Annotated in this window: 15 protein-coding genes, 1 tRNA gene and 1 pseudogene; 9 read left to right on the top strand and 8 right to left on the bottom strand. The window is 61.0% G+C overall.

From position 1 onward, the window contains the following. Nucleotides 1-505: 505 nt before the first annotated feature. From BLT09_RS33695 to BLT09_RS16015, 5 genes and pseudogenes are all read right to left on the bottom strand, one after another. A complete protein-coding gene (locus BLT09_RS33695; RefSeq protein WP_139172611.1) occupies nt 506-820 on the bottom strand; it encodes a hypothetical protein in 315 nt (104 codons plus the stop codon). Nucleotides 821-1118: 298 nt separating this feature from the next. After that, entirely contained in the window at nt 1119-1523 is a 405-nt protein-coding gene (locus BLT09_RS16030) for a hypothetical protein (protein WP_139172609.1), read from the bottom strand. A 120-nt stretch (nt 1524-1643) separates the two neighbouring features. Further along, nucleotides 1644-1859 (bottom strand): hypothetical protein, encoded by a 216-nt coding sequence (locus tag BLT09_RS16025; protein WP_091594608.1) that lies wholly within the window; start codon nt 1857-1859, stop codon nt 1644-1646. A gap of 117 nt (nt 1860-1976) precedes the next feature. Further along, nucleotides 1977-2051 (bottom strand) — tRNA-Gln (locus BLT09_RS16020). Nucleotides 2052-2214: 163 nt separating this feature from the next. Further along, nucleotides 2215-2325: pseudogene (locus BLT09_RS16015) on the bottom strand (VOC family protein); the annotation flags it as partial. Nucleotides 2326-2559: 234 nt separating this feature from the next. Here BLT09_RS16015 and ppdK point away from each other — a divergent pair. Beyond that, nucleotides 2560-5238, top strand: coding sequence for a pyruvate, phosphate dikinase (gene ppdK, locus BLT09_RS16005; RefSeq protein ID WP_091594602.1), 2679 nt, complete (start codon nt 2560-2562; stop codon nt 5236-5238). Between the two features lie 96 nt (nt 5239-5334). Here ppdK and BLT09_RS16000 read toward each other — a convergent pair whose 3' ends face one another. Together BLT09_RS16000 and BLT09_RS15995 are read right to left on the bottom strand one after the other, a co-directional pair. Then, the gene (locus BLT09_RS16000) at nt 5335-5724 is read right to left on the bottom strand and encodes a DUF427 domain-containing protein (RefSeq protein WP_091594600.1); all 390 of its coding nucleotides are present in this window, start codon (nt 5722-5724) and stop codon (nt 5335-5337) included. A 181-nt stretch (nt 5725-5905) separates the two neighbouring features. Beyond that, nucleotides 5906-6262, bottom strand: a complete 357-nt coding sequence (locus tag BLT09_RS15995; RefSeq protein WP_023797902.1) for a hypothetical protein — start codon at nt 6260-6262, stop codon at nt 5906-5908. A gap of 196 nt (nt 6263-6458) precedes the next feature. On the opposite strand from BLT09_RS15995, the gene BLT09_RS15990 reads away from it, so the two are divergent. After that, nucleotides 6459-8087, top strand: coding sequence for a fatty-acid--CoA ligase (locus BLT09_RS15990; RefSeq protein ID WP_091594598.1), 1629 nt, complete (start codon nt 6459-6461; stop codon nt 8085-8087). A gap of 76 nt (nt 8088-8163) precedes the next feature. After that, nucleotides 8164-8949, top strand: coding sequence for a DUF1499 domain-containing protein (locus BLT09_RS15985; RefSeq protein WP_091594596.1), 786 nt, complete (start codon nt 8164-8166; stop codon nt 8947-8949). An 89-nt stretch (nt 8950-9038) separates the two neighbouring features. Here BLT09_RS15985 and BLT09_RS15980 read toward each other — a convergent pair whose 3' ends face one another. Beyond that, entirely contained in the window at nt 9039-10037 is a 999-nt protein-coding gene (locus BLT09_RS15980) for a LacI family DNA-binding transcriptional regulator (protein WP_091594902.1), read from the bottom strand. Between the two features lie 197 nt (nt 10038-10234). Between BLT09_RS15980 and BLT09_RS15975 the strand changes: the two genes are divergently transcribed. The 6 genes from BLT09_RS15975 (at nt 10235) to BLT09_RS15950 (ending at nt 17570) form a co-directional block, all read left to right on the top strand. Continuing rightward, nucleotides 10235-11275: an ABC transporter substrate-binding protein gene (locus tag BLT09_RS15975; protein WP_091594593.1), complete on the top strand. Its 1041-nt coding sequence runs from the start codon at nt 10235-10237 to the stop codon at nt 11273-11275. A gap of 28 nt (nt 11276-11303) precedes the next feature. Beyond that, complete coding sequence (locus BLT09_RS15970; protein WP_091594900.1) at nt 11304-12341, top strand: ABC transporter ATP-binding protein; 1038 nt, start codon at nt 11304-11306, stop codon at nt 12339-12341. After that, entirely contained in the window at nt 12338-13225 is an 888-nt protein-coding gene (locus tag BLT09_RS15965) for an ABC transporter permease (protein WP_091594591.1), read from the top strand. The genes BLT09_RS15970 and BLT09_RS15965 overlap by 4 nt, the downstream gene beginning before the upstream one ends. Next, nucleotides 13218-14027, top strand: coding sequence for an ABC transporter permease (locus BLT09_RS15960; RefSeq protein ID WP_091594589.1), 810 nt, complete (start codon nt 13218-13220; stop codon nt 14025-14027). Before BLT09_RS15965 ends, BLT09_RS15960 begins: the two co-directional genes overlap by 8 nt. A gap of 96 nt (nt 14028-14123) precedes the next feature. Further along, the gene (locus BLT09_RS15955; RefSeq protein ID WP_236473043.1) at nt 14124-14978 is read left to right on the top strand and encodes a phosphorylase family protein; all 855 of its coding nucleotides are present in this window, start codon (nt 14124-14126) and stop codon (nt 14976-14978) included. A gap of 351 nt (nt 14979-15329) precedes the next feature. Further along, nucleotides 15330-17570, top strand: coding sequence for a mannose-1-phosphate guanylyltransferase/mannose-6-phosphate isomerase (locus BLT09_RS15950; RefSeq protein WP_091594584.1), 2241 nt, complete (start codon nt 15330-15332; stop codon nt 17568-17570). Nucleotides 17571-17668: the final 98 nt, after the last annotated feature.

The raw sequence follows: 17668 nt of genomic DNA, 5'->3' as shown, positions 1-17668 counted from the left end.
CGCCATTAAACACGCGGACAACTCGTTCGAATTTAGCGGGAGGCGCCAAGTGTTTATCTAGCCCCTCGTTCAAAAAGGAGGGGGACAGCCATCACGGCTTTTCCACTTTCGCTTGGTCTCAGCGCCGGGCACCTTTTCAATAGGCCATAGATGTCACCTGAAATTTTTGCAGCCCGATGCAATTTGCCATCTGCCATACGTGCCAAGTAATTGATGTTTTGCTCTAACTGCCCGGCCGAAGCAGTCGATATTGTGAAGCAGATTCCTGCGATGACCGTTACCAAAATGCGGCTCAAACGTTCCCCTCTTCTTGCAGTCAATTCGCCCTACTAATCACGCGTTATCATAGCTTGGCCTGGTTCAAAAGCTCACCAATCGGCGCCAGCGGGCATTACCACTAAAGCTCAGTTGCGGACCTCGATGGGCGAACAGTTTATTTGGTGGACAAGCTGAAAATTTCTCGGCTGATAGCCATTAATTGCAAACAAGCACGGAAATTCTGGTTCTATTCGTCCATCGAAAATGTGAATCGAACTGGGTTTGTTTTGATTCCCGGCGGCCAACACCGTTTCACGCCTCGTGCAAGGATCGGAGCGGCCTTCGCCATCGACTCTGAGTGAGGCTCGTAAGCAACCACAGCAACAGTCTGTGCCTTGTCGGCTTTATCCAACGTGACCTCAAAAGTCACTTTGAACGGCGTCGCGATATCGACCGGAATGACTAAGCAGCCTCCAATTTTCTCGCTGAGAAGAACCTCTAATTCGCTAGCCCGTGCAGTGCCGGCGCAAATAATTAGACCCAATACGACGACTGCACGCATTCTGATCCCCTTTGATCAACGGTACCTTTAAACTATTAGGCGGAGCAGCGCCGTTCTCTACCGTGTCGCGGACTGGAAAAGCGGCAAGGTTTGGGCGACACCGCTTCGCGAATTCCATAAGCAGTTCCAGCCTCTCAATGGCGATTTTATCGAGGGCGTTCCCGCTGATCCCGGCGCGGTCGATTGAGCCCTAAATGGGAGAGCTAGAATGCTCTACATCAGGAATTGAAATCATCTATAATGATGGCTGGGGTTTTCTTGGTAGTTTTTCGAACTTTTTGTCCCGAGCGCGTTCTTGTCAAAGGGCTTTCAACTGCTCGATCTCGACAAATCGCCGATAGGTTAGCTGGTTACAGCCGCTAACGGCGTAGACATCCTGGTTGATCGCGAAAGGCTTCCCGATGGCGTTCATGTAGACCATCACTGTCTTACGGCCAATGTAACCGCCCATCTGGTTCTTGGCGTTTGCTTTGACGCACACTGTTGCCGTTCCGCCTAGATCGATCACCTTCGAGATTTCGGCATCTCGGACCGAATACGGGTCATAAAGATATTCCCGCATCGCATTGAGGATACCATTAACCTCCACGGTGGATGGCTCGCGCTGCGACGCAAGCACGCTTCCGGTCCGGACACCAAAGGCTGCACTCTGGCAGCCGGACAGCGCTAGTCCAGCGGCCGCAACAATCAACATCTTGTTCAATTGAAATCCCCCCCAATGCCCATCTGAGTCATGCGTCATCACTAAGCTACAACGCAAGGGAATAGTTTCGACCGAGCAACATCACTTGGCACTGGTGTTCAAGGATCGATCGCGAATGGCTCACGCGCCGCCGCTCTGTTGCTGGCTGTGCCACTGTTTAATGTGATCGCATAGGAACTTCACAAATCCACTGCACAGCAACGGGTCTGCTGCACCGTCTGGCGTGAATTCATATATCGCGTCCGATTCATCGATTCCCCAAGTTCCGAGATATTCGCCGTCCTGAGTGACGACAGCGCCGTCCTCAAGCAGGTTTATTGACCATCGAAGATCCATGCCGCCTCCCGGTCCGAATGATGCGGATAGAACGCCATGTGGATCATCCGCTTGTCTGTAACACTTAGCAGTTTCTAATGTGTGCTAAGCGTTTGAAAATTAACTAAAAAAGAGGTTTGGCTGGGGCGCCAGGATTCGAACCTGGGATTGTCGGTACCAAAAACCGATGCCTTACCACTTGGCTACGCCCCAACAGTCGCAACATGCCCGCTGCGCGCGGCCTTATAGGACGAGCCGACGGAAAGCTCAATGCCGAGAATGGCCGACATGCCGAGAATGAAAAGTGCGCGGAACTGGTCCACCGGTTCCCGCAGATTGGCGTCGCATATCATCGTCTGCTGTTGGGCGATGGCGACTATTCACCCCAAACGGCGATTTCATTGCCGGCCGGATCGACGAAATGGAACCGCCTGCCGCCGGGGAATGAGAAGATCGGCTTGACGATGGTGCCGCCGGCATTTTGGACACGCCCAGGGTTTCGGTCAGTCACATGGCGTTACCATAGTTCCTGTTTTGTACTCTTCAACTGGCCGCCGAGCCGCAAGTCTTTTTGTCATCGCTTTTTCTTAATCGATTGTAGAAGCCGGCTGGCTTGCCGACGGCTTGCCTTTCGCACTGCAGCATCATATCGCTCGTGCAGGGACACGGCGGGACTTCGGCTTCGTCAATCTTTTCAATCTCCTGCAACCGGAGAGCAAGCATGACCAAATGGGTCTACACCTTTGGCGACGGCGCTGCAGAAGGCCGTGCCGGCGACAGGAACCTCCTGGGCGGTAAGGGCGCCAATCTGGCCGAAATGTGCAGCCTGGGCCTGCCTGTGCCGCCGGGGTTCACCATCACCACCGAGGTCTGCAACGCCTATTACGCCAACGGCCGCACCTACCCGGCCTCGCTGGAGGCGGATGTCGCGGTCGCACTGGATCACATCGGTCGGCTGACCGGGCGCCGCTTCGGCGATCCCTCAAAACTGCTTTTGGTGTCGGTGCGTTCCGGTGCCCGCGCTTCGATGCCCGGCATGATGGACACCGTGCTCAATCTCGGCCTGAACGACGAGACGGTCGAGGCGCTGGCCGCCGATTCAGGCGACGCCCGCTTTGCCTATGACAGCTACCGGCGTTTCATCCAGATGTATTCCGATGTCGTCATGGGCCTCGACCATGAGGTGTTCGAGGAAATCCTCGAAGACCAGAAGGGCGGCCTCGGCCATGAACTCGATACCGAACTGAGCGCCATCGAATGGCAGGGCGTGATCGCGCTCTACAAGGCCAAGGTCGAGGAGGAACTCGGCAAACCGTTTCCGCAAGATCCGAACGAGCAGCTCTGGGGTGCGATCGGCGCCGTGTTTTCGAGCTGGATGAACAACCGCGCCATCACCTACCGGCGCCTGCACGACATTCCCGAAAGCTGGGGCACCGCGGTCAACGTCCAGGCCATGGTCTTCGGCAATATGGGCGAGACCTCGGCCACCGGCGTCGCCTTCACCCGCAATCCGTCGACCGGCGAAAAGATGCTCTATGGCGAGTTCCTGGTGAATGCGCAGGGCGAGGATGTCGTCGCCGGCATCCGCACGCCGCAAAACATCACCGAGGCGGCGCGCATTGCCGCCGGCTCCGACAAGCCGTCGCTGCAGAAACTGATGCCGGAAGCCTTCCAGTCTTTCGTCACCATCTCCGACCGTCTGGAAAAGCACTACCGCGACATGCAGGATCTCGAATTCACCATCGAGCGCGGCAAATTGTGGATGCTGCAGACCAGGTCCGGCAAGCGCACCGCCAAGGCGGCGCTCAGAATCGCCGTCGAGATGGCGCGCGACAAGCTCATTTCAAAGGAGGAGGCGGTCGCCCGCATCGATCCGGCCTCGCTCGACCAGTTGCTGCATCCGACCATCGATCCGAAGGCGGCACGCGATGTCATCGGCATCGGTCTGCCCGCATCTCCGGGTGCAGCCACCGGCGAGATCGTCTTTTCCTCCAACGATGCCGAGGAGCTCAAGACGCAAGGCCGCAAGGCGATCCTCGTGCGCATCGAGACCAGTCCCGAGGACATCCACGGCATGCATGCGGCGGAAGGCATCCTGACCACGCGTGGCGGCATGACCAGCCACGCGGCGGTGGTGGCGCGCGGCATGGGCAAGCCTTGTGTGTCGGGCGCCGGCTCGCTGCGCGTCGACTACAAAGCCGGCACGCTGATGGCTATGGGGTCGACGTTCCGCAAGGGCGATATCATCACCATCGACGGCGGCAACGGCCAGGTGCTGAAAGGCGCCGTGCCAATGCTGCAGCCGGAGCTCTCGGGCGATTTCGCCGCCATCATGGAATGGGCCGATGCCGTGCGCCGCATGAAGGTGCGCACCAACGCCGAAACGCCGCTCGACGCGCGCATGGCGCGTTCCTTCGGCGCCGAAGGCATCGGGCTTTGCCGCACCGAGCACATGTTCTTCGAGGGCGACCGCATCGTCGCCATGCGCGAGATGATCCTGGCCGACACGGAAAAGGGCAGGCGAACGGCGCTCGCAAAACTCTTGCCCATGCAGCGCTCGGATTTCCTCGAATTGTTCGAGATCATGGCCGGCCTGCCGGTGACGATCCGCTTGCTCGATCCGCCGCTGCACGAATTCCTGCCCAAGACCGAGGAAGAGGTGGCCGAAGTCGCTGCCGCCATGAACCTGTCGCCCGACAAGCTCAGGCAGCGCACCGAGGCCCTGCACGAATTCAACCCGATGCTTGGCCATCGCGGCTGCCGGCTTGCAGTTTCCTATCCCGAAATCGCCGAGATGCAGGCGCGCGCCATTTTCGAGGCCGCCGTCGAAGCCGGCAGGAAGGCCGGCGCGCTGGTGGTCCCGGAAATCATGGTGCCGCTGGTCGGTCTGGTGAGGGAGCTCGACTACGTCAAGCTGCGGATCGATGCCGTCGCCAAGAGCGTGATGGAGGAAACCGGCGTCAAGATCACCTATCTTACCGGAACGATGATCGAACTGCCGCGCGCCGCGATCCGCGCCCAGGCCATCGCCGAGGCGGCCGAATTCTTCTCTTTCGGCACCAACGATCTGACCCAGACCACCTTCGGCATCTCACGCGACGATGCGGCCTCGTTCCTGGAGACCTATCGCCAGAAGGGCATCATCGAGCAGGATCCGTTCGTGTCGCTCGACATCGAAGGCGTCGGCGAACTGGTGCGGATGGCGGCCGAAAAAGGCAGGGCAACGCGGCCGGATATCAAGCTCGGCATTTGCGGCGAGCATGGCGGCGATCCGGCGTCGATCCATTTCTGCGAGGAGATCGGCCTCGACTACGTGTCTTGCTCGCCCTACCGCGTGCCGATCGCCAGGCTGGCTGCCGCGCAGGCGGCGGTGCAGGCTGCGAAGAACGGTCGCGGGTAAGGGGCCGACGTCGGCCATGGCCGTGCCAGCGAACGATCGGCGGGACAGGCCGCGAGCCGTCCCTGCTCAGGCTGGCCCTGCTCAGGCTGGCCCGGCTCAGGCTGGTTTGGCTTCGACCGTCACCTTGTTGGGATAGAACGCGCCGTGATCGCGGATTTCGATCATCTCGTCGAAAGGCTGCTCATAGGCCCACATCGCATCCTTGCCTGCTTCCGCGGCAGGCAGCACGCTCCAATAGCTCGCATCGCCCTTGAATGGGCAATAAGTCGACAAGTCCGTCTTGCGAAGCTGGTCGAAATCGATGTCTTCGAATGGAATGTAGAGGACCCGGGGGTAGGGGGATTCGGTCAACACCTTGGCCCTCCTGGACGAGGCAATGACCGTGTCGCCGGCGCGTACGGTCACAGTTCCGCTGTACGGCTCGATGGTAATGACTTTATCCGGGTTGCGCTGAAAGCCGGGTGACGGATTGGCGGTCTGGTCCATGACGGTTCTCCTTGCACGACCTAAGGTGTGTAGGGCGTGCGCGCTACGCAAGGGCGCTGTCGAATGCGGGGGCTCCATCGCCTTTTGGCGTTGAAGGATCTCTCGTCAAATCGAGCATGGCTATGACCGATCAGGGCCGATGACCTATCAGGGCTGATGACCGATCAGGGCCGATGACCGATCAGGCGGCAGCCTGAAACGCGTCCATCAGCCCGGCATAGGCGGCGGCGATACCGGCGACAGGATTGGTGCTTCGCGACGCGGTTTCGACCTTGAGCGCACCACCGCCGGTCGGCAAGGTAAGAAGCAGGAACTGGCGGTTGCCGCCATCGCCGACGCAAGCCGCGGCGACGTGCTGGCTTTCGCCTTCGTTCTGAACGCACATCTTGAACAGCAGCGTGCCGCCGACCGCCTCAAGGGCGCCGCCGACGACTTCGACGAATTCGTCCTCGGAAACGGTTTTGGCGTCCGGCACCAAATCGGCCAGGCTTTCGGCAAGCGAATCTTCGAGAGCTTTGTCGTCGAGCTGCGCGTCCATGCGAACCTCTTTCATTCGCCAATCACACCCCTACCATTAATCAAAGTTAATGTCGACAATGGCCGGATTGTGGCGGTTTTCCCTGCCTTTTCGAACAATGGGCTGCTTCTGCCCGGTCATGGCTGGACAATCCGCTTGTTCGTCCCACAATGGAGCGAAAACCAGTGGGGGAACGAAAACCAATGGGAGGAGAAGAATGCTCGGACTGATGCAGGAATGGCCGCTGCTTTGCCACAAGCTCATCGACAACGCAGCCAGGCAGCACGGCGAACGCGAGATTGTGTCGCGCTCGATCGAGGGCCCGATCGTCCGGACCACTTACGTCGAAATTCATCGCCGCGCCTTGCGGGTCGCCGAGCGGCTCGAGCGTGATGGCTTTGGGCTTGGCGACCGCATCGCCACATTGGCCTGGAACACGGCGCGCCACATCGAAGCCTGGTACGGCATCATGGGTGTCGGCGCGATCTATCACACGCTTAATCCGCGCCTGTTTCCCGAGCAGATCGCCTGGATCATGAACAATGCCGAGGACAAGGCGATCTTCGTCGACCTGACATTCATGCCGCTGCTTGAAAAGATCGCCGGCTCGGTCAAATCGCTCAGAAAGGTGATCGTGCTGACCGACAAGGCGCACATGCCGCAGACGGCGCTGCCGAATGCTGTCGCCTATGAGGAATGGCTTGACGAAGCCGACGGCGCCTTCACCTGGAAGACGTTCGATGAAAACACCGCCGCCGGCATGTGCTACACCTCGGGCACGACAGGCGATCCGAAAGGCGTCCTCTACAGCCATCGCTCGAACGTGCTGCACGCCATGATTGCGGCGATGCCCGATGCGATGGGCCTCTCCTCGCGCGACACCATCCTGCCGGTTGTGCCGATGTTCCACGCCAACGCCTGGGGCCTTGGCCAGAGCGGCCCGATGATCGGCGCCAAGCTGGTCATGCCTGGCTGCAAGATGGACGGCGCCTCGATCTACGAGTTGCTCGACACCGAAAAGGTTACGTTCAGCGCCGCCGTGCCGACAGTGTGGTTGATGCTGCTGCAGTACCTGGAGGAGACCGGCAAGAAACTTCCCTATCTGAACAAGGTCGTTATCGGCGGCTCATCCTGCCCGCGTGCGATCACGGCAAAGTTCCAGGGCAATTACGATGTCGAGGTCATCCATGCTTGGGGCATGACCGAAATGTCGCCGCTCGGCACGCTCTGTACCATGAAGCCGGGCTATGCCGGGCTTGAGGGCGAAGCCCGGCTCGACGTCCAGGGCAAGCAGGGTTTTCCACCTTTCGGGGTCGAAATGAAGGTCACCGACGACGACGACAAGGAACTGCCTTGGGACGGCAGGACATTCGGGCGCCTGAAAGTCCGCGGACCGGCCGTCGCGCGTGCCTATTATGGCGGCATCGGATCCGAACAGTTCGATGAAGAAGGCTGGTTCGATACCGGTGATGTCGCCCATATCGACCCGGGCGGCTATATGCAGATCACCGATCGCGCCAAGGACGTCATCAAATCGGGCGGCGAATGGATCTCGACCATCGAGCTCGAGAATCTGGCGATCGGTCATCCGGATGTGGCGGAGGCGGCCGCCATCGGCATCCAACATTCGAAATGGGGCGAACGGCCGTTGCTTGTCGTCGTCCGCAAGCCGGGCCGCGAGCCGACCAAAACAGATATCCTGGCTTTCATGGACGGCAAGGTGGCGAAGTGGTGGATGCCGGATGACGTCGCCTTCGTCGGCGAGATTCCCCACACCGCCACCGGCAAGATCCAGAAGACAACCTTGCGCCGGCAGTTCAGGGACTATCGCCTGCCGACGGACTGACTGACATGACGTCCTTCGCCTACAAGCCGCCGCTGAACGGCTTTAAGCGCCGGTCCGGGGTGAAGCAGTGCTGAAAATGATGAAAACTCCCGAGCGACAGACGTCGAGGGCGGCCGGCTGGTCGCGGCGGACAGGCGCTTTTTCGGCGGTCCTGCTGCTGACCGTTCTCGTCGGCCACGGCTATCAGCTTGTTGAAACGCCGGCTTTCCTTTGGGTGCTCGGCATTGTCGCGCTGCTTGCCGCCTTTGCGCTTCTGTTCGCCGGATTTGCGTTTTCGAGACTGTGGAATTTCGGCGACCGTGGCGGCCGCGATCTCACCGTCGGCACGGTGCTGGCACTGCTGGTGCTTGTTCCTTTTGGCATTGCCGCCTACTGGGCAGCGACTTCTCCACCGCTCAGGGACAACTCGACGGATTTCGACGATCCGCCGGTGCTCGACACCAGCACCCGGACCGGGGATATGAACGCGCTTTCGCCGCCGACCCCGGGCGAGCGGCGGCTGCAGACCGAGACCTATCCGCTGGTCACCGGACGCAGCTACAATCTGCCTTTCGATCGGGTCCTGGAAGCCGTCGAAACCGTGCTCGGTCGTCGGGACTGGCAGCTTGCGGCGCCGTTTCCGCGTGCGATCGGGCAAAGCGAGGTGACGATCAACGCCCTGGCCAGGAGCTTCATCCTCAGCCTTCCCGCCGACGTCGCCATCCGTGTGACCGACGATGGCGATGCGGTCCTCGTCGACATGCGTTCGGCCTCGCGTTACGGCCGCTACGACCTTGGCGACAATGCGGCCCGCATCGTGGATTTCCTGGCCGAGCTGGATCAGGAAGTCGCCGGCCAGGTCGGTACGGCCCCGGCCGAGTGACGTCCAGAGCATTTTTACAGCCAAAGCGAAATCGCTTTGACGCCACAGAAATGCGGCTGATACAATCAGTGGTTGAATATGCGCGCAGGCTATTCGCCGGGGTCGAATTCACCCTTGAGCAAAATTGTCTCCACCGGCCCGAGCGGATTGATGATCCGGCTCTCCAGGACTTCGACAAGCTTGCGTCCGACAGCCGCCATATCAACGTAATGAACTTCGATCTTTGCCGGCAGGAAGCGTGCCAGCCGTGTGCTGTCACGCGTGACGATGTGGACGTCGCTCCCCGGCGCAAGACCTCTTTTGCCAAGAGCGTGCAGCGCCCCCAGCAGGCCGAGTTCGTTGGCGCATGCCAAGCCTGTCGGCGGATCTGAGCAAGCCAGCAAGCGATCGAACCAGGCCGCGCTCGATTCCATGGTGAACATGCCATGACCGATCAGCGATTGGTCGATCGGGATGCCGGCCTCGGCCATTGCCCTTGCATAGCCGGAAAGACGCATGGCACTCGCCTGATCCTCCGGAACCAGAAGTTGCAGAGCAATGCGTCGACAGCCCTTGTCCATGAGCCGTCGCGTTGCCTCGTAGGCAATCTGTTCATTGTCGACATCGACATACGGATACGCGGTATCCAGGTCGGTTCTTCCAAACGCGACGAATGGCATGCGTTGATCCAGCAGCAGCTTGACGCGCGGATCACCCGACACCAGGCGTGTGATGATCAGTCCGTCTGTGCTGCGCGCCTGAAGCTGCCGCTGCACACTCTCGACGGGATCGTCGTCGGGCGTGGTGGAATAGATGGACAGACTATAACCGGCTTGCCGCGCCGCCAGCGTCATGCCTTCGATCAAAGGCAGCTTCAACAGATCGGACAGATGATCTCGGGTCTCCATCGGGAGTACGGCCGTCAGCGTCAGCGTTCGACCGGTTTTTAGCGCACGACCATGATGATTTGGCAGATAGCCGACCCGCTTGGCCGCCTCCTTGACGCGGGCTATGGTCGAGGGCTGCACTTCCGGCCCATCCTTCAGAGCGCGGGACACCGTGGTCACCGAGAGGGAAAGTTCCGCCGCGATCTGCTTCAGATTGGCCATTGTTCGCCCGACTTCATTTGCGAAAGCGCCGGCTGACTTGCTGACCGCCATAACGTTACCGGATTCGACATCCCGGTCAATCCGAACGCCCGTGGCAAGCAGCTTGACTCCTGCGTGTTCTGATGCAATCGTAACGTTACGATTACAAATAAATGGCCATTTCAGGCAATATTTGATGACGTTGGGGAGGAGAACCTATGTCCTGGCTGCGCATTTCCTTAACAGCATTCGCGATCTCGGCTGCCGTGCCCGTCCACGCGCAAACACTCACCATCACGACCGCAGGCGGCGATTATGGCAACGCCATGAAAGAGGCCATGTGGGGCCCTGCTGCAAAAGAGCTTGGCTATGATGTCCGCGAGGAGACCCTGAGCGACGGCCTGGCCGCCTTGAAGATGCAGGTCACCTCGGGGGCAATTGCGACTGACATTATCCACCTCGGCTCGCCGGAAGGCGCCCAGGCAGCCGCACAATCGCTGCTGGAGCCCCTCGACTACAAGATCATCGATGCCAAATCCGTGCCGGAGGGTGCCGCGTCCGACTACTGCTATCCGTTCGATTCCTATGGCACCGTCCTGTCGTGGAGCACCAAGACCTATGGCGACAACCCGCCGAAGACCTGGGCCGAGTTCTGGGACGTTGCCAAATTCCCGGGCCGCCGCGCATTGCGCGCCAATGCGCAGGACTCGATCGAAATCGCGCTTCTCTCCGATGGCGTGGCGCCGGCGGAGGTCTATGCCGTGCTCAGCACGCCGGAAGGGCTGGAGCGCGCCATCAAGCGGCTTGAAGCGATCAAACCGGATGTCGCCGTGTGGTGGACCTCGGGAGCCCAATCCGCGCAGCTGCTGAAGGATGGTGAGGCGGATCTGGTCGTTACCTGGAACGGACGGGCAGAGACCGTGAAAAAAGATGGCGGCGCGGCTGACTATACGTTCAAGGGGTCGGTCATCGGCACGGACTGCCTCGGGGTGCCGAAGGGCGCGCCGAACAAGGAAGCAGCGATGAAGCTCATCGCAGCGATGACGCAGCCCGCGCGTGTTGCGAAGCTGACCGATTTCATTGCCTACGGCCCGGTCAATCCTGCGGCCTATGAGGGTGGCCTCATTCCCGAGGACCGTCTGAAGACGCTTGCGACCGCGCCTGAAAATGCCGGCACTTCGGTGTTTTCGAATTCACAATGGTGGGTCAAGAACGGCGAGGCTGCCCAACAGGCCTTCGACGAGATGATGGCCCGCTGAGTCTCGGCTGACAAGGCTGGAGCAGATGATGACGTCGCTCCCGATCACCATCGACAGCGTCAGCAAGGCTTACGGGTCCTACGTCGCGCTGGATGATGTCTCGCTCGACATTCAAGCTGGCGAGTTCCTCACGCTGCTGGGGCCATCGGGATCGGGCAAGACCACGCTGCTCATGGCTCTGGCCGGTTTTGTCCGGCCGGATTCCGGAAAACTCTTGTTGGGCGATCGCGACATCACCCGCCTGGCGCCCAACAAACGCGACATCGGCATCGTGTTCCAGAATTACGCCCTGTTTCCCCACATGAATGTCCTGGCGAATGTCGCGTATCCGCTGGCGCTGCGCAAGACGCCGAGAGCGGAGGCGCGTCAGCGGGCGCTTGCCACCCTGGCCCGCGTCAAGCTGGATGGCCTGGCGGAGCGCAATATCGCCGCACTGTCCGGCGGCCAGCGTCAACGGGTGGCGTTGGCGCGGGCAATCGTCTTCGAACCGCGCGTGATGCTGATGGACGAGCCGCTGTCGGCGCTCGACAAGAATCTGCGCGAAACCATGCAGTACGAGATCCGGCGTCTGCACGATGACCTGGGCATCACCACAATCTATGTGACCCACGACCAGCGCGAGGCGCTGATCATGTCCGACCGGATTGCGGTGATGAATTCTGGCCGCATCCAGCAGATCGATACGCCGCAGCGGATCTATGATCGTCCATCGACCCGCTTCGTCGCCGAGTTCATGGGCGAGGCCAACATTGTGGCGCCGGGCTCGGTGCGCAGGATCGACGGCGCCGAAGCGTCAGGCGAAACCCTGATGATTCGCGCCGAAAGCTTCCATCTTGATGCGGAGCTCGTCGGGGCAGACGGCGTGGCCCTCGAAGGAACACTGCGCGCCAAGGCGTTCCGCGGCGAGAACTGGCTCTTGACGCTGGCGCTTGACGGTGGCCAGGAGGTCCTTGTCTGCATTCCGGCAGCGCTGGCCGGCGGCTGCGCCGAGCTTGCCGCCGGTCAGCGGATGACCGCCTATGCACCAGCAGCGAAGGTTCACGCGATACCGGGAGCGCTGGCGTGACCGCCACCGTGGATCCAGCGCTGCTGGCGGATGCGCGCCGCGAGCGGCGGTTTTTTCTTTCGCTTTCGCTGCCGGCGCTGTTCATCGTTGGACTGGCGGCGATACTGCCCATCCTTTGGATCATCCGGCAATCTTTTTTGACCACAGGCGGCGAGTACACTGTCGGCAACTACGCCAAAGTGCTTTCGAGCGGACTGACATGGTCGGCGCTCGTCACCACCCTCGAACTGTCCCTCGGCACGCTGGCGATCTGCATTGTTCTGGGCACCCCGCTGGCACTCGCCTTGGCCAGCGCCAGGCCAAGGGTGGCCAATTTGCTGATGGCCTTCGTCATGCTGCCGTTGTGGACCGCTATCCTGGTGCGCACCTATGGCTGGCTCGTGCTGTTGCGGCGTGATGGCCTGGTCAACGCGGCCTTGACTGGTTCTGGCCTGACGGCGGAGCCTTTGCCGCTGGTCTACAATTTTACCGGAACGCTGATCGGCATGGTTCACTACATGCTGCCGATCTTTCTGCTGCCGGTTTATGCCGCGATGCGCGATATCGACCCAAACCTCGTTCGCGCGGCAGCGAGCATGGGAGCCACGCTCGGGCAGGTCATCCGCACCGTCATCATGCCGCTTTCGGCCGGCGGCATCTTCTCGGGTTCGGTCATCGTGCTCATCTATTCCATCGGTTTTTTCATCACGCCGGCGGTGCTTGGCGGCGGCAAGGTAAATCCTCTCTCTACCCGGATCGAGCGTGCGCTATCGACCTTTCAGGATTGGGGGTCGGCAAGCGTCCTGGGCATTCTGCTCCTCGTTCTGATGGCGCTGATCGGTGTGATGCTGCTGGCGGCACGCCGCCTGCTGGCCCAGGACGCAGTGGCAGCCGCCCATGCTTGAAGCCTATCCGCAAAACCGGCTCGCCCGCATCGTCCTGTGGAGCTTTGCTGCGCTTGTCATGGCATTTCTGATGTTGCCGACGCTCGTGGTGGTGCCGCTTTCGTTTTCGGCGTCCAATCTCCTCGAGTTTCCGCCGCACGCCTACTCGTTGCGCTGGTACGAGAATTTTTTCGGCTCGGCGACGTGGATGGCAGCACTCAGGACCAGCCTGATCCTTGGGACATTGACGGCGCTGATCGCGGTGCCGTTTGCGCTGCTCGCCTGCATCTCGATGAATCGGCTGGGCGGCAAGTCCGCAGCGTCCATCCAGGGCGTTCTGCTCACCCCCTCTGTCACCCCAGGAATCCTGCTGGCGATCGGCCTGTTTTTTGTGCTGGCGGCGCAACGTCTTGTCGGAACGCTGTTCGGTGTGCTGGTCGGACATGTGGTGCTCGCCGTTCCGGTGGCGTGCATTGTGCTGCTGCCCGCCCTGGCTCGCTTCGACTGGAACCAGGTTCAGGCGGCGCGCAGCCTCGGCGCGGACTGGGCCAGGGCTATTGGCGAGATAATCGTCCCGCAACTTCGGCTCAGCCTGTTGTCGGCGACATTGATGGCGTTCCTGACGTCGCTCGACGAGTCCGTGATTTCGATCTTCGTGGCAAGTGGTCGCAACAGCACGATGCCGAAGCTCATGTTCATCTCGCTGCGCGATCAGATCGATCCGACCATTGCGGCGATCTCGACATTGTGGACCGCCATTGTTGTGGTCGTCGTCGTGATCGTCGCCCTTCGCCAAAAATCCTTACCGAGCCGAAAATCCTGACGAGCCAATATCCTGATCAAGATGGGAAGCATGCCCCAAAATCATCACGCAGCCGGTGCTCCGGCGGATCGATCGACTGACATCCCTCAGCTAGGCTTGGCCATCATCACCGGCTCGGCAAACTGGGGGCTTGCCTTCCCGGAAGATGTCGGAGTCGAGGGCGTGCGCACGCTGCGGCGCGACATGAGTTTTGAAACGCCTTTCGGTCGTTCCGACAACTGGAAGTTGCTCGAGTTCGATGCCTCGATTTCAGCCGAAGGCAGAGCAAAGCGCGCGTTGTGCATGTATTCGCACGGCAATCCCCGCGACCATATCGACCATTCCTGCCATCGCCGCGCGTTCTGGGTGTTGATGCAAGCGGGGGTGCGGCAGGTCCTCGCCTGCTCGACCGTTGGCGCCGTCAACAAGGCGATCCAGCCCGGCGACATGGTGGTGCCCGCCGATATCATCGAACTGACGCAGACCCCGTTTTCACTGCTTCCGGACCGCCAGAGTTTTGACTGTTCGGGCAAGCAGATCGTATGTCCAAGATGCGCGGCGGTTCTGGCCGAGACGGCCCGCCGCCATTGGCCGGCCGAATGCCGCGTGCATGGCATCGAACAGCAACTGGTGGCTGCCCATTGTTATGGGCCGCGGCTGACAACCCCGGCCGAAGCCCTGGCGTATCGCGGCATGGGGGCGGACGTGCTCAACCATTCCATCGCCCCTGAGGCGACCCTGGCGCGCGAGATCGGCGCCTGCTTCGTGCCCTGTGCGTTCGTCACGGCGGGTTTTAACGACTATATGGACCGCAACCGCCAGAAATTGCTGCAGGAGGACGTGCTGCCCAATCTCTCCATGACAGCCTCGCTTGTCGCGCTGGAGACCGCCGCGCGACTTCCGGCCAATCCGCAATGCTCTTGCCAGGATCTGAAGTCGCCTCAACCGGAAGAGCGCTCCAGCCGGTTCTGAGGTTTGAGGAGCCGAGTGTGAGCTCGTAGTTTGCCGCGCCGTGCTCTTCGTGAAATCGGGGCGGCGTCCACGCTTCGTCTACGGACGAGAATGGCGCCTAAATGCACGGCCGCTAACAACGGCCCCGGCGAGATACGCGCAGCACTCCTTGCATTGTTGAGATTGAACGTTTTAAAAAGCGACGCCCATTGACCACGGTTAACAGTGTGGGAATCGTTGCGAACGGCGCCTCAGGTTTAAGCTGGTGTCATCGGACAAACAGGAACTTGTATTGGGGACTAGCGCTGGCAGAGCTTCGAAAGCGTCGATGCGGTGCTGCGAGGCCCCAGTCCTTTTGAGCGCGAGAGCCCAATGACTGAGAGAATCGTCAGTTTTGTCATGAGCGGCGGCGTTGGCTCACGGCTGTGGCCGCTGTCGCGCGAGGACAATCCCAAGCAGTTCCATGATTTTTCAGGCGATGGCTCGATGCTGGTCAAGACGTTGCGGCGGCTTACGGCGCGGCCGGACGGCGAAACGCCGGTCTTCCTGATTGCCTCGGAGCGGCATGCCGATCGCGTCCACGCTGATCTCGCCGGCATCGACCTTTCCGGCGGCGGCCCCTTGTTCGAGCCGACCGGACGCAACACCGCCGCCGCCGTCGCCTTGGCGACCCTGCGAACCCTCTCCGAATTTGGCGACAGCCTGGTGCTGGTGGTGCCGTCCGATCATGAGATCACGACCGCGCGACAATTCTGGCAGAGCGTGGAAAACGGCACCGCTGCGGCGCGTGCCGGCCGGCTGGTGGTATTCGGCATCAAACCCGGCCACCCCGAAACCGGTTACGGCTATATCGAGATCGCCGGCGAGAAGGATGGCATCTGCGATGTCTCGCGTTTCGTCGAGAAACCGGACCTCGCGACCGCGCGAAGCTATCTGGCGGCCGGCAACTTCTACTGGAACACCGGCATCTTCCTGTTTCGCGCCAGCGCCATGCGCGACGCCTTCACGGCTTTCGAGCCCGAAATCTGGAACGCCACCGAAAATGCCTATCAGGCGGCGACGTCAGATCTTTCCGGTCTCTATATGCCTCTGGAACTCTACGCCGCCATTCCGTCGACGTCGATCGACTATGCGATCATGGAGCGCGCCAGCCATATCGCCATGGTGCCGGCCGGCTTCCGCTGGAACGATCTCGGTTCCTGGCAATCGCTGCTCGATGTCGGCCCCTCCGACAATGACGGCAATGTCATCGTCGGCGATGTCGTCGCCATCGACTGCGAGAACTCCTACATCCGCAGCGACAGTCGCCTGCTCTCGGCCATTGGCTTGAAGGACGTTGCCATCGTCTCGACCGCCGATGCCACCTTCGTCGCCCCGGTCAGCCGCAGCCAGAACGTCAAGAAGATCGTCGAGCAGCTCGAAAAGAGCGGCCGGCTGGAAACCAGGTTCACGCCCGCCGACGACCGCGTCATCGAAAGCGGCGCTTGGCGCCGTCGTGTGCACCACTGGCTGTTTGAAGAGACGGTGCCGCTATGGTCGACGGTCGGGGTCGATGAGCGCCATGGCGGTTTTCACGAGGCGCTCGGCTTTGACGCCACACCGCTGAAGAAGCCCAAGCGCATGCGCACCATGGCCAGGCAAGTCTACGCCTTCGCTGTCGCCAGGGCGCGCGGCTGGGACGGGCCTGCCGACCGGCTGATCGGCCACGGCCTCGAATTCATGGCCAGGAACGGCCGCACCGACAATGGCGGCTGGGTGCGCACGCTCAATGTCGACGGCACCGTCGCCGACGCAACCGAGGATGCCTACGATCATTCCTGCGTGCTGCTGGCGCTGGCGCATGCCCACATGGTCGGCAATCCTGATGCATTGCGGCTTGCCGAAGAAACGTTTGCATTTCTCGACGCGCGTCTCGAGGATCACCGCATGACCGGCTTTCTCGAAACGTCGAGCGGCGTTGGCGAACGCCGTTCCAACCCGCACATGCATCTGCTCGAGGCTTTTCTGGCCTGGCATCGAGCGACCGGCGAACTCGCCTATCTTCGCCGCGCCGCGCGCATCGTCGATCTGTTTCGCAGCCATTTCTTCGATCCGGAGAGCTGGACGCTGGGCGAATATTTCGATGCCGAGTGGAGGCCGGCGGAGGGCGAGAAAGGTGCCTGGACGGAACCCGGCCACCATTTCGAATGGGCCTCGCTGCTGTGCGACTTCACCCGGCGCAGCGGCCAGAGTGAGCTGACCGGCTTTGCCAGAAAGCTCTATGCCTCGGCCATCGCCAACGGCCTCAATCGCGCCACCGGCCTCGCCTATGGCGCCGTCTCGCGGCAAGGCCTGCCACTCGACCTTGTCTCGCGCAGTTGGCCGCAGGCCGAAGCAATCAAGGCGGCGATTGCATTGGACGGTTCGGGCGGCCCTGACCTCAAGCCCGAGATCGAAGCGCGTGTCGGCCGCCTGTTCCGTTGGCACATCAATCCGGCACCGCTCGGCCTGTGGATAGACCGGATCGACGAGCGCGGCCGCTCGCTGGCTACCGACGTACCGGCAAGCATTTTTTATCATCTGGTTTGCGCGCTAACCCAGTATCTCGATAGCACCGTCGGCGAGCCTCAGTGAGGCTCGCCACTCGCGGTCTCGTCATGAGGGCATACCTACTAGACGTTGAATGTTAGCGCCAAATCAACTACCCGCGCCCTGACAGATTCGTTGATCGC

This window comes from Mesorhizobium muleiense (assembly GCF_900099905.1).
In the GTDB taxonomy this organism is placed as follows: domain Bacteria; phylum Pseudomonadota; class Alphaproteobacteria; order Rhizobiales; family Rhizobiaceae; genus Mesorhizobium; species Mesorhizobium muleiense.
This window is presented reverse-complemented; position numbering and strand designations above follow the sequence as displayed.

Coding starts and splice junctions, on each gene's coding strand:
- BLT09_RS15975 (WP_091594593.1), top strand. CDS start 10,235: ATGTCCTGGCTGCGCATTTCCTTAACAGCATTCGCGATCTCGGCTGCC.
- BLT09_RS33695 (WP_139172611.1), bottom strand. CDS start 820: ATGCGTGCAGTCGTCGTATTGGGTCTAATTATTTGCGCCGGCACTGCA.
- ppdK (WP_091594602.1), top strand. CDS start 2,560: ATGACCAAATGGGTCTACACCTTTGGCGACGGCGCTGCAGAAGGCCGT.
- BLT09_RS15960 (WP_091594589.1), top strand. CDS start 13,218: ATGCTTGAAGCCTATCCGCAAAACCGGCTCGCCCGCATCGTCCTGTGG.
- BLT09_RS15990 (WP_091594598.1), top strand. CDS start 6,459: ATGCTCGGACTGATGCAGGAATGGCCGCTGCTTTGCCACAAGCTCATC.
- BLT09_RS15970 (WP_091594900.1), top strand. CDS start 11,304: ATGACGTCGCTCCCGATCACCATCGACAGCGTCAGCAAGGCTTACGGG.
- BLT09_RS16000 (WP_091594600.1), bottom strand. CDS start 5,724: ATGGACCAGACCGCCAATCCGTCACCCGGCTTTCAGCGCAACCCGGAT.
- BLT09_RS15995 (WP_023797902.1), bottom strand. CDS start 6,262: ATGGACGCGCAGCTCGACGACAAAGCTCTCGAAGATTCGCTTGCCGAA.
- BLT09_RS15985 (WP_091594596.1), top strand. CDS start 8,164: ATGATGAAAACTCCCGAGCGACAGACGTCGAGGGCGGCCGGCTGGTCG.
- BLT09_RS15950 (WP_091594584.1), top strand. CDS start 15,330: ATGACTGAGAGAATCGTCAGTTTTGTCATGAGCGGCGGCGTTGGCTCA.
- BLT09_RS15980 (WP_091594902.1), bottom strand. CDS start 10,037: ATGGCCAATCTGAAGCAGATCGCGGCGGAACTTTCCCTCTCGGTGACC.
- BLT09_RS16025 (WP_091594608.1), bottom strand. CDS start 1,859: ATGGATCTTCGATGGTCAATAAACCTGCTTGAGGACGGCGCTGTCGTC.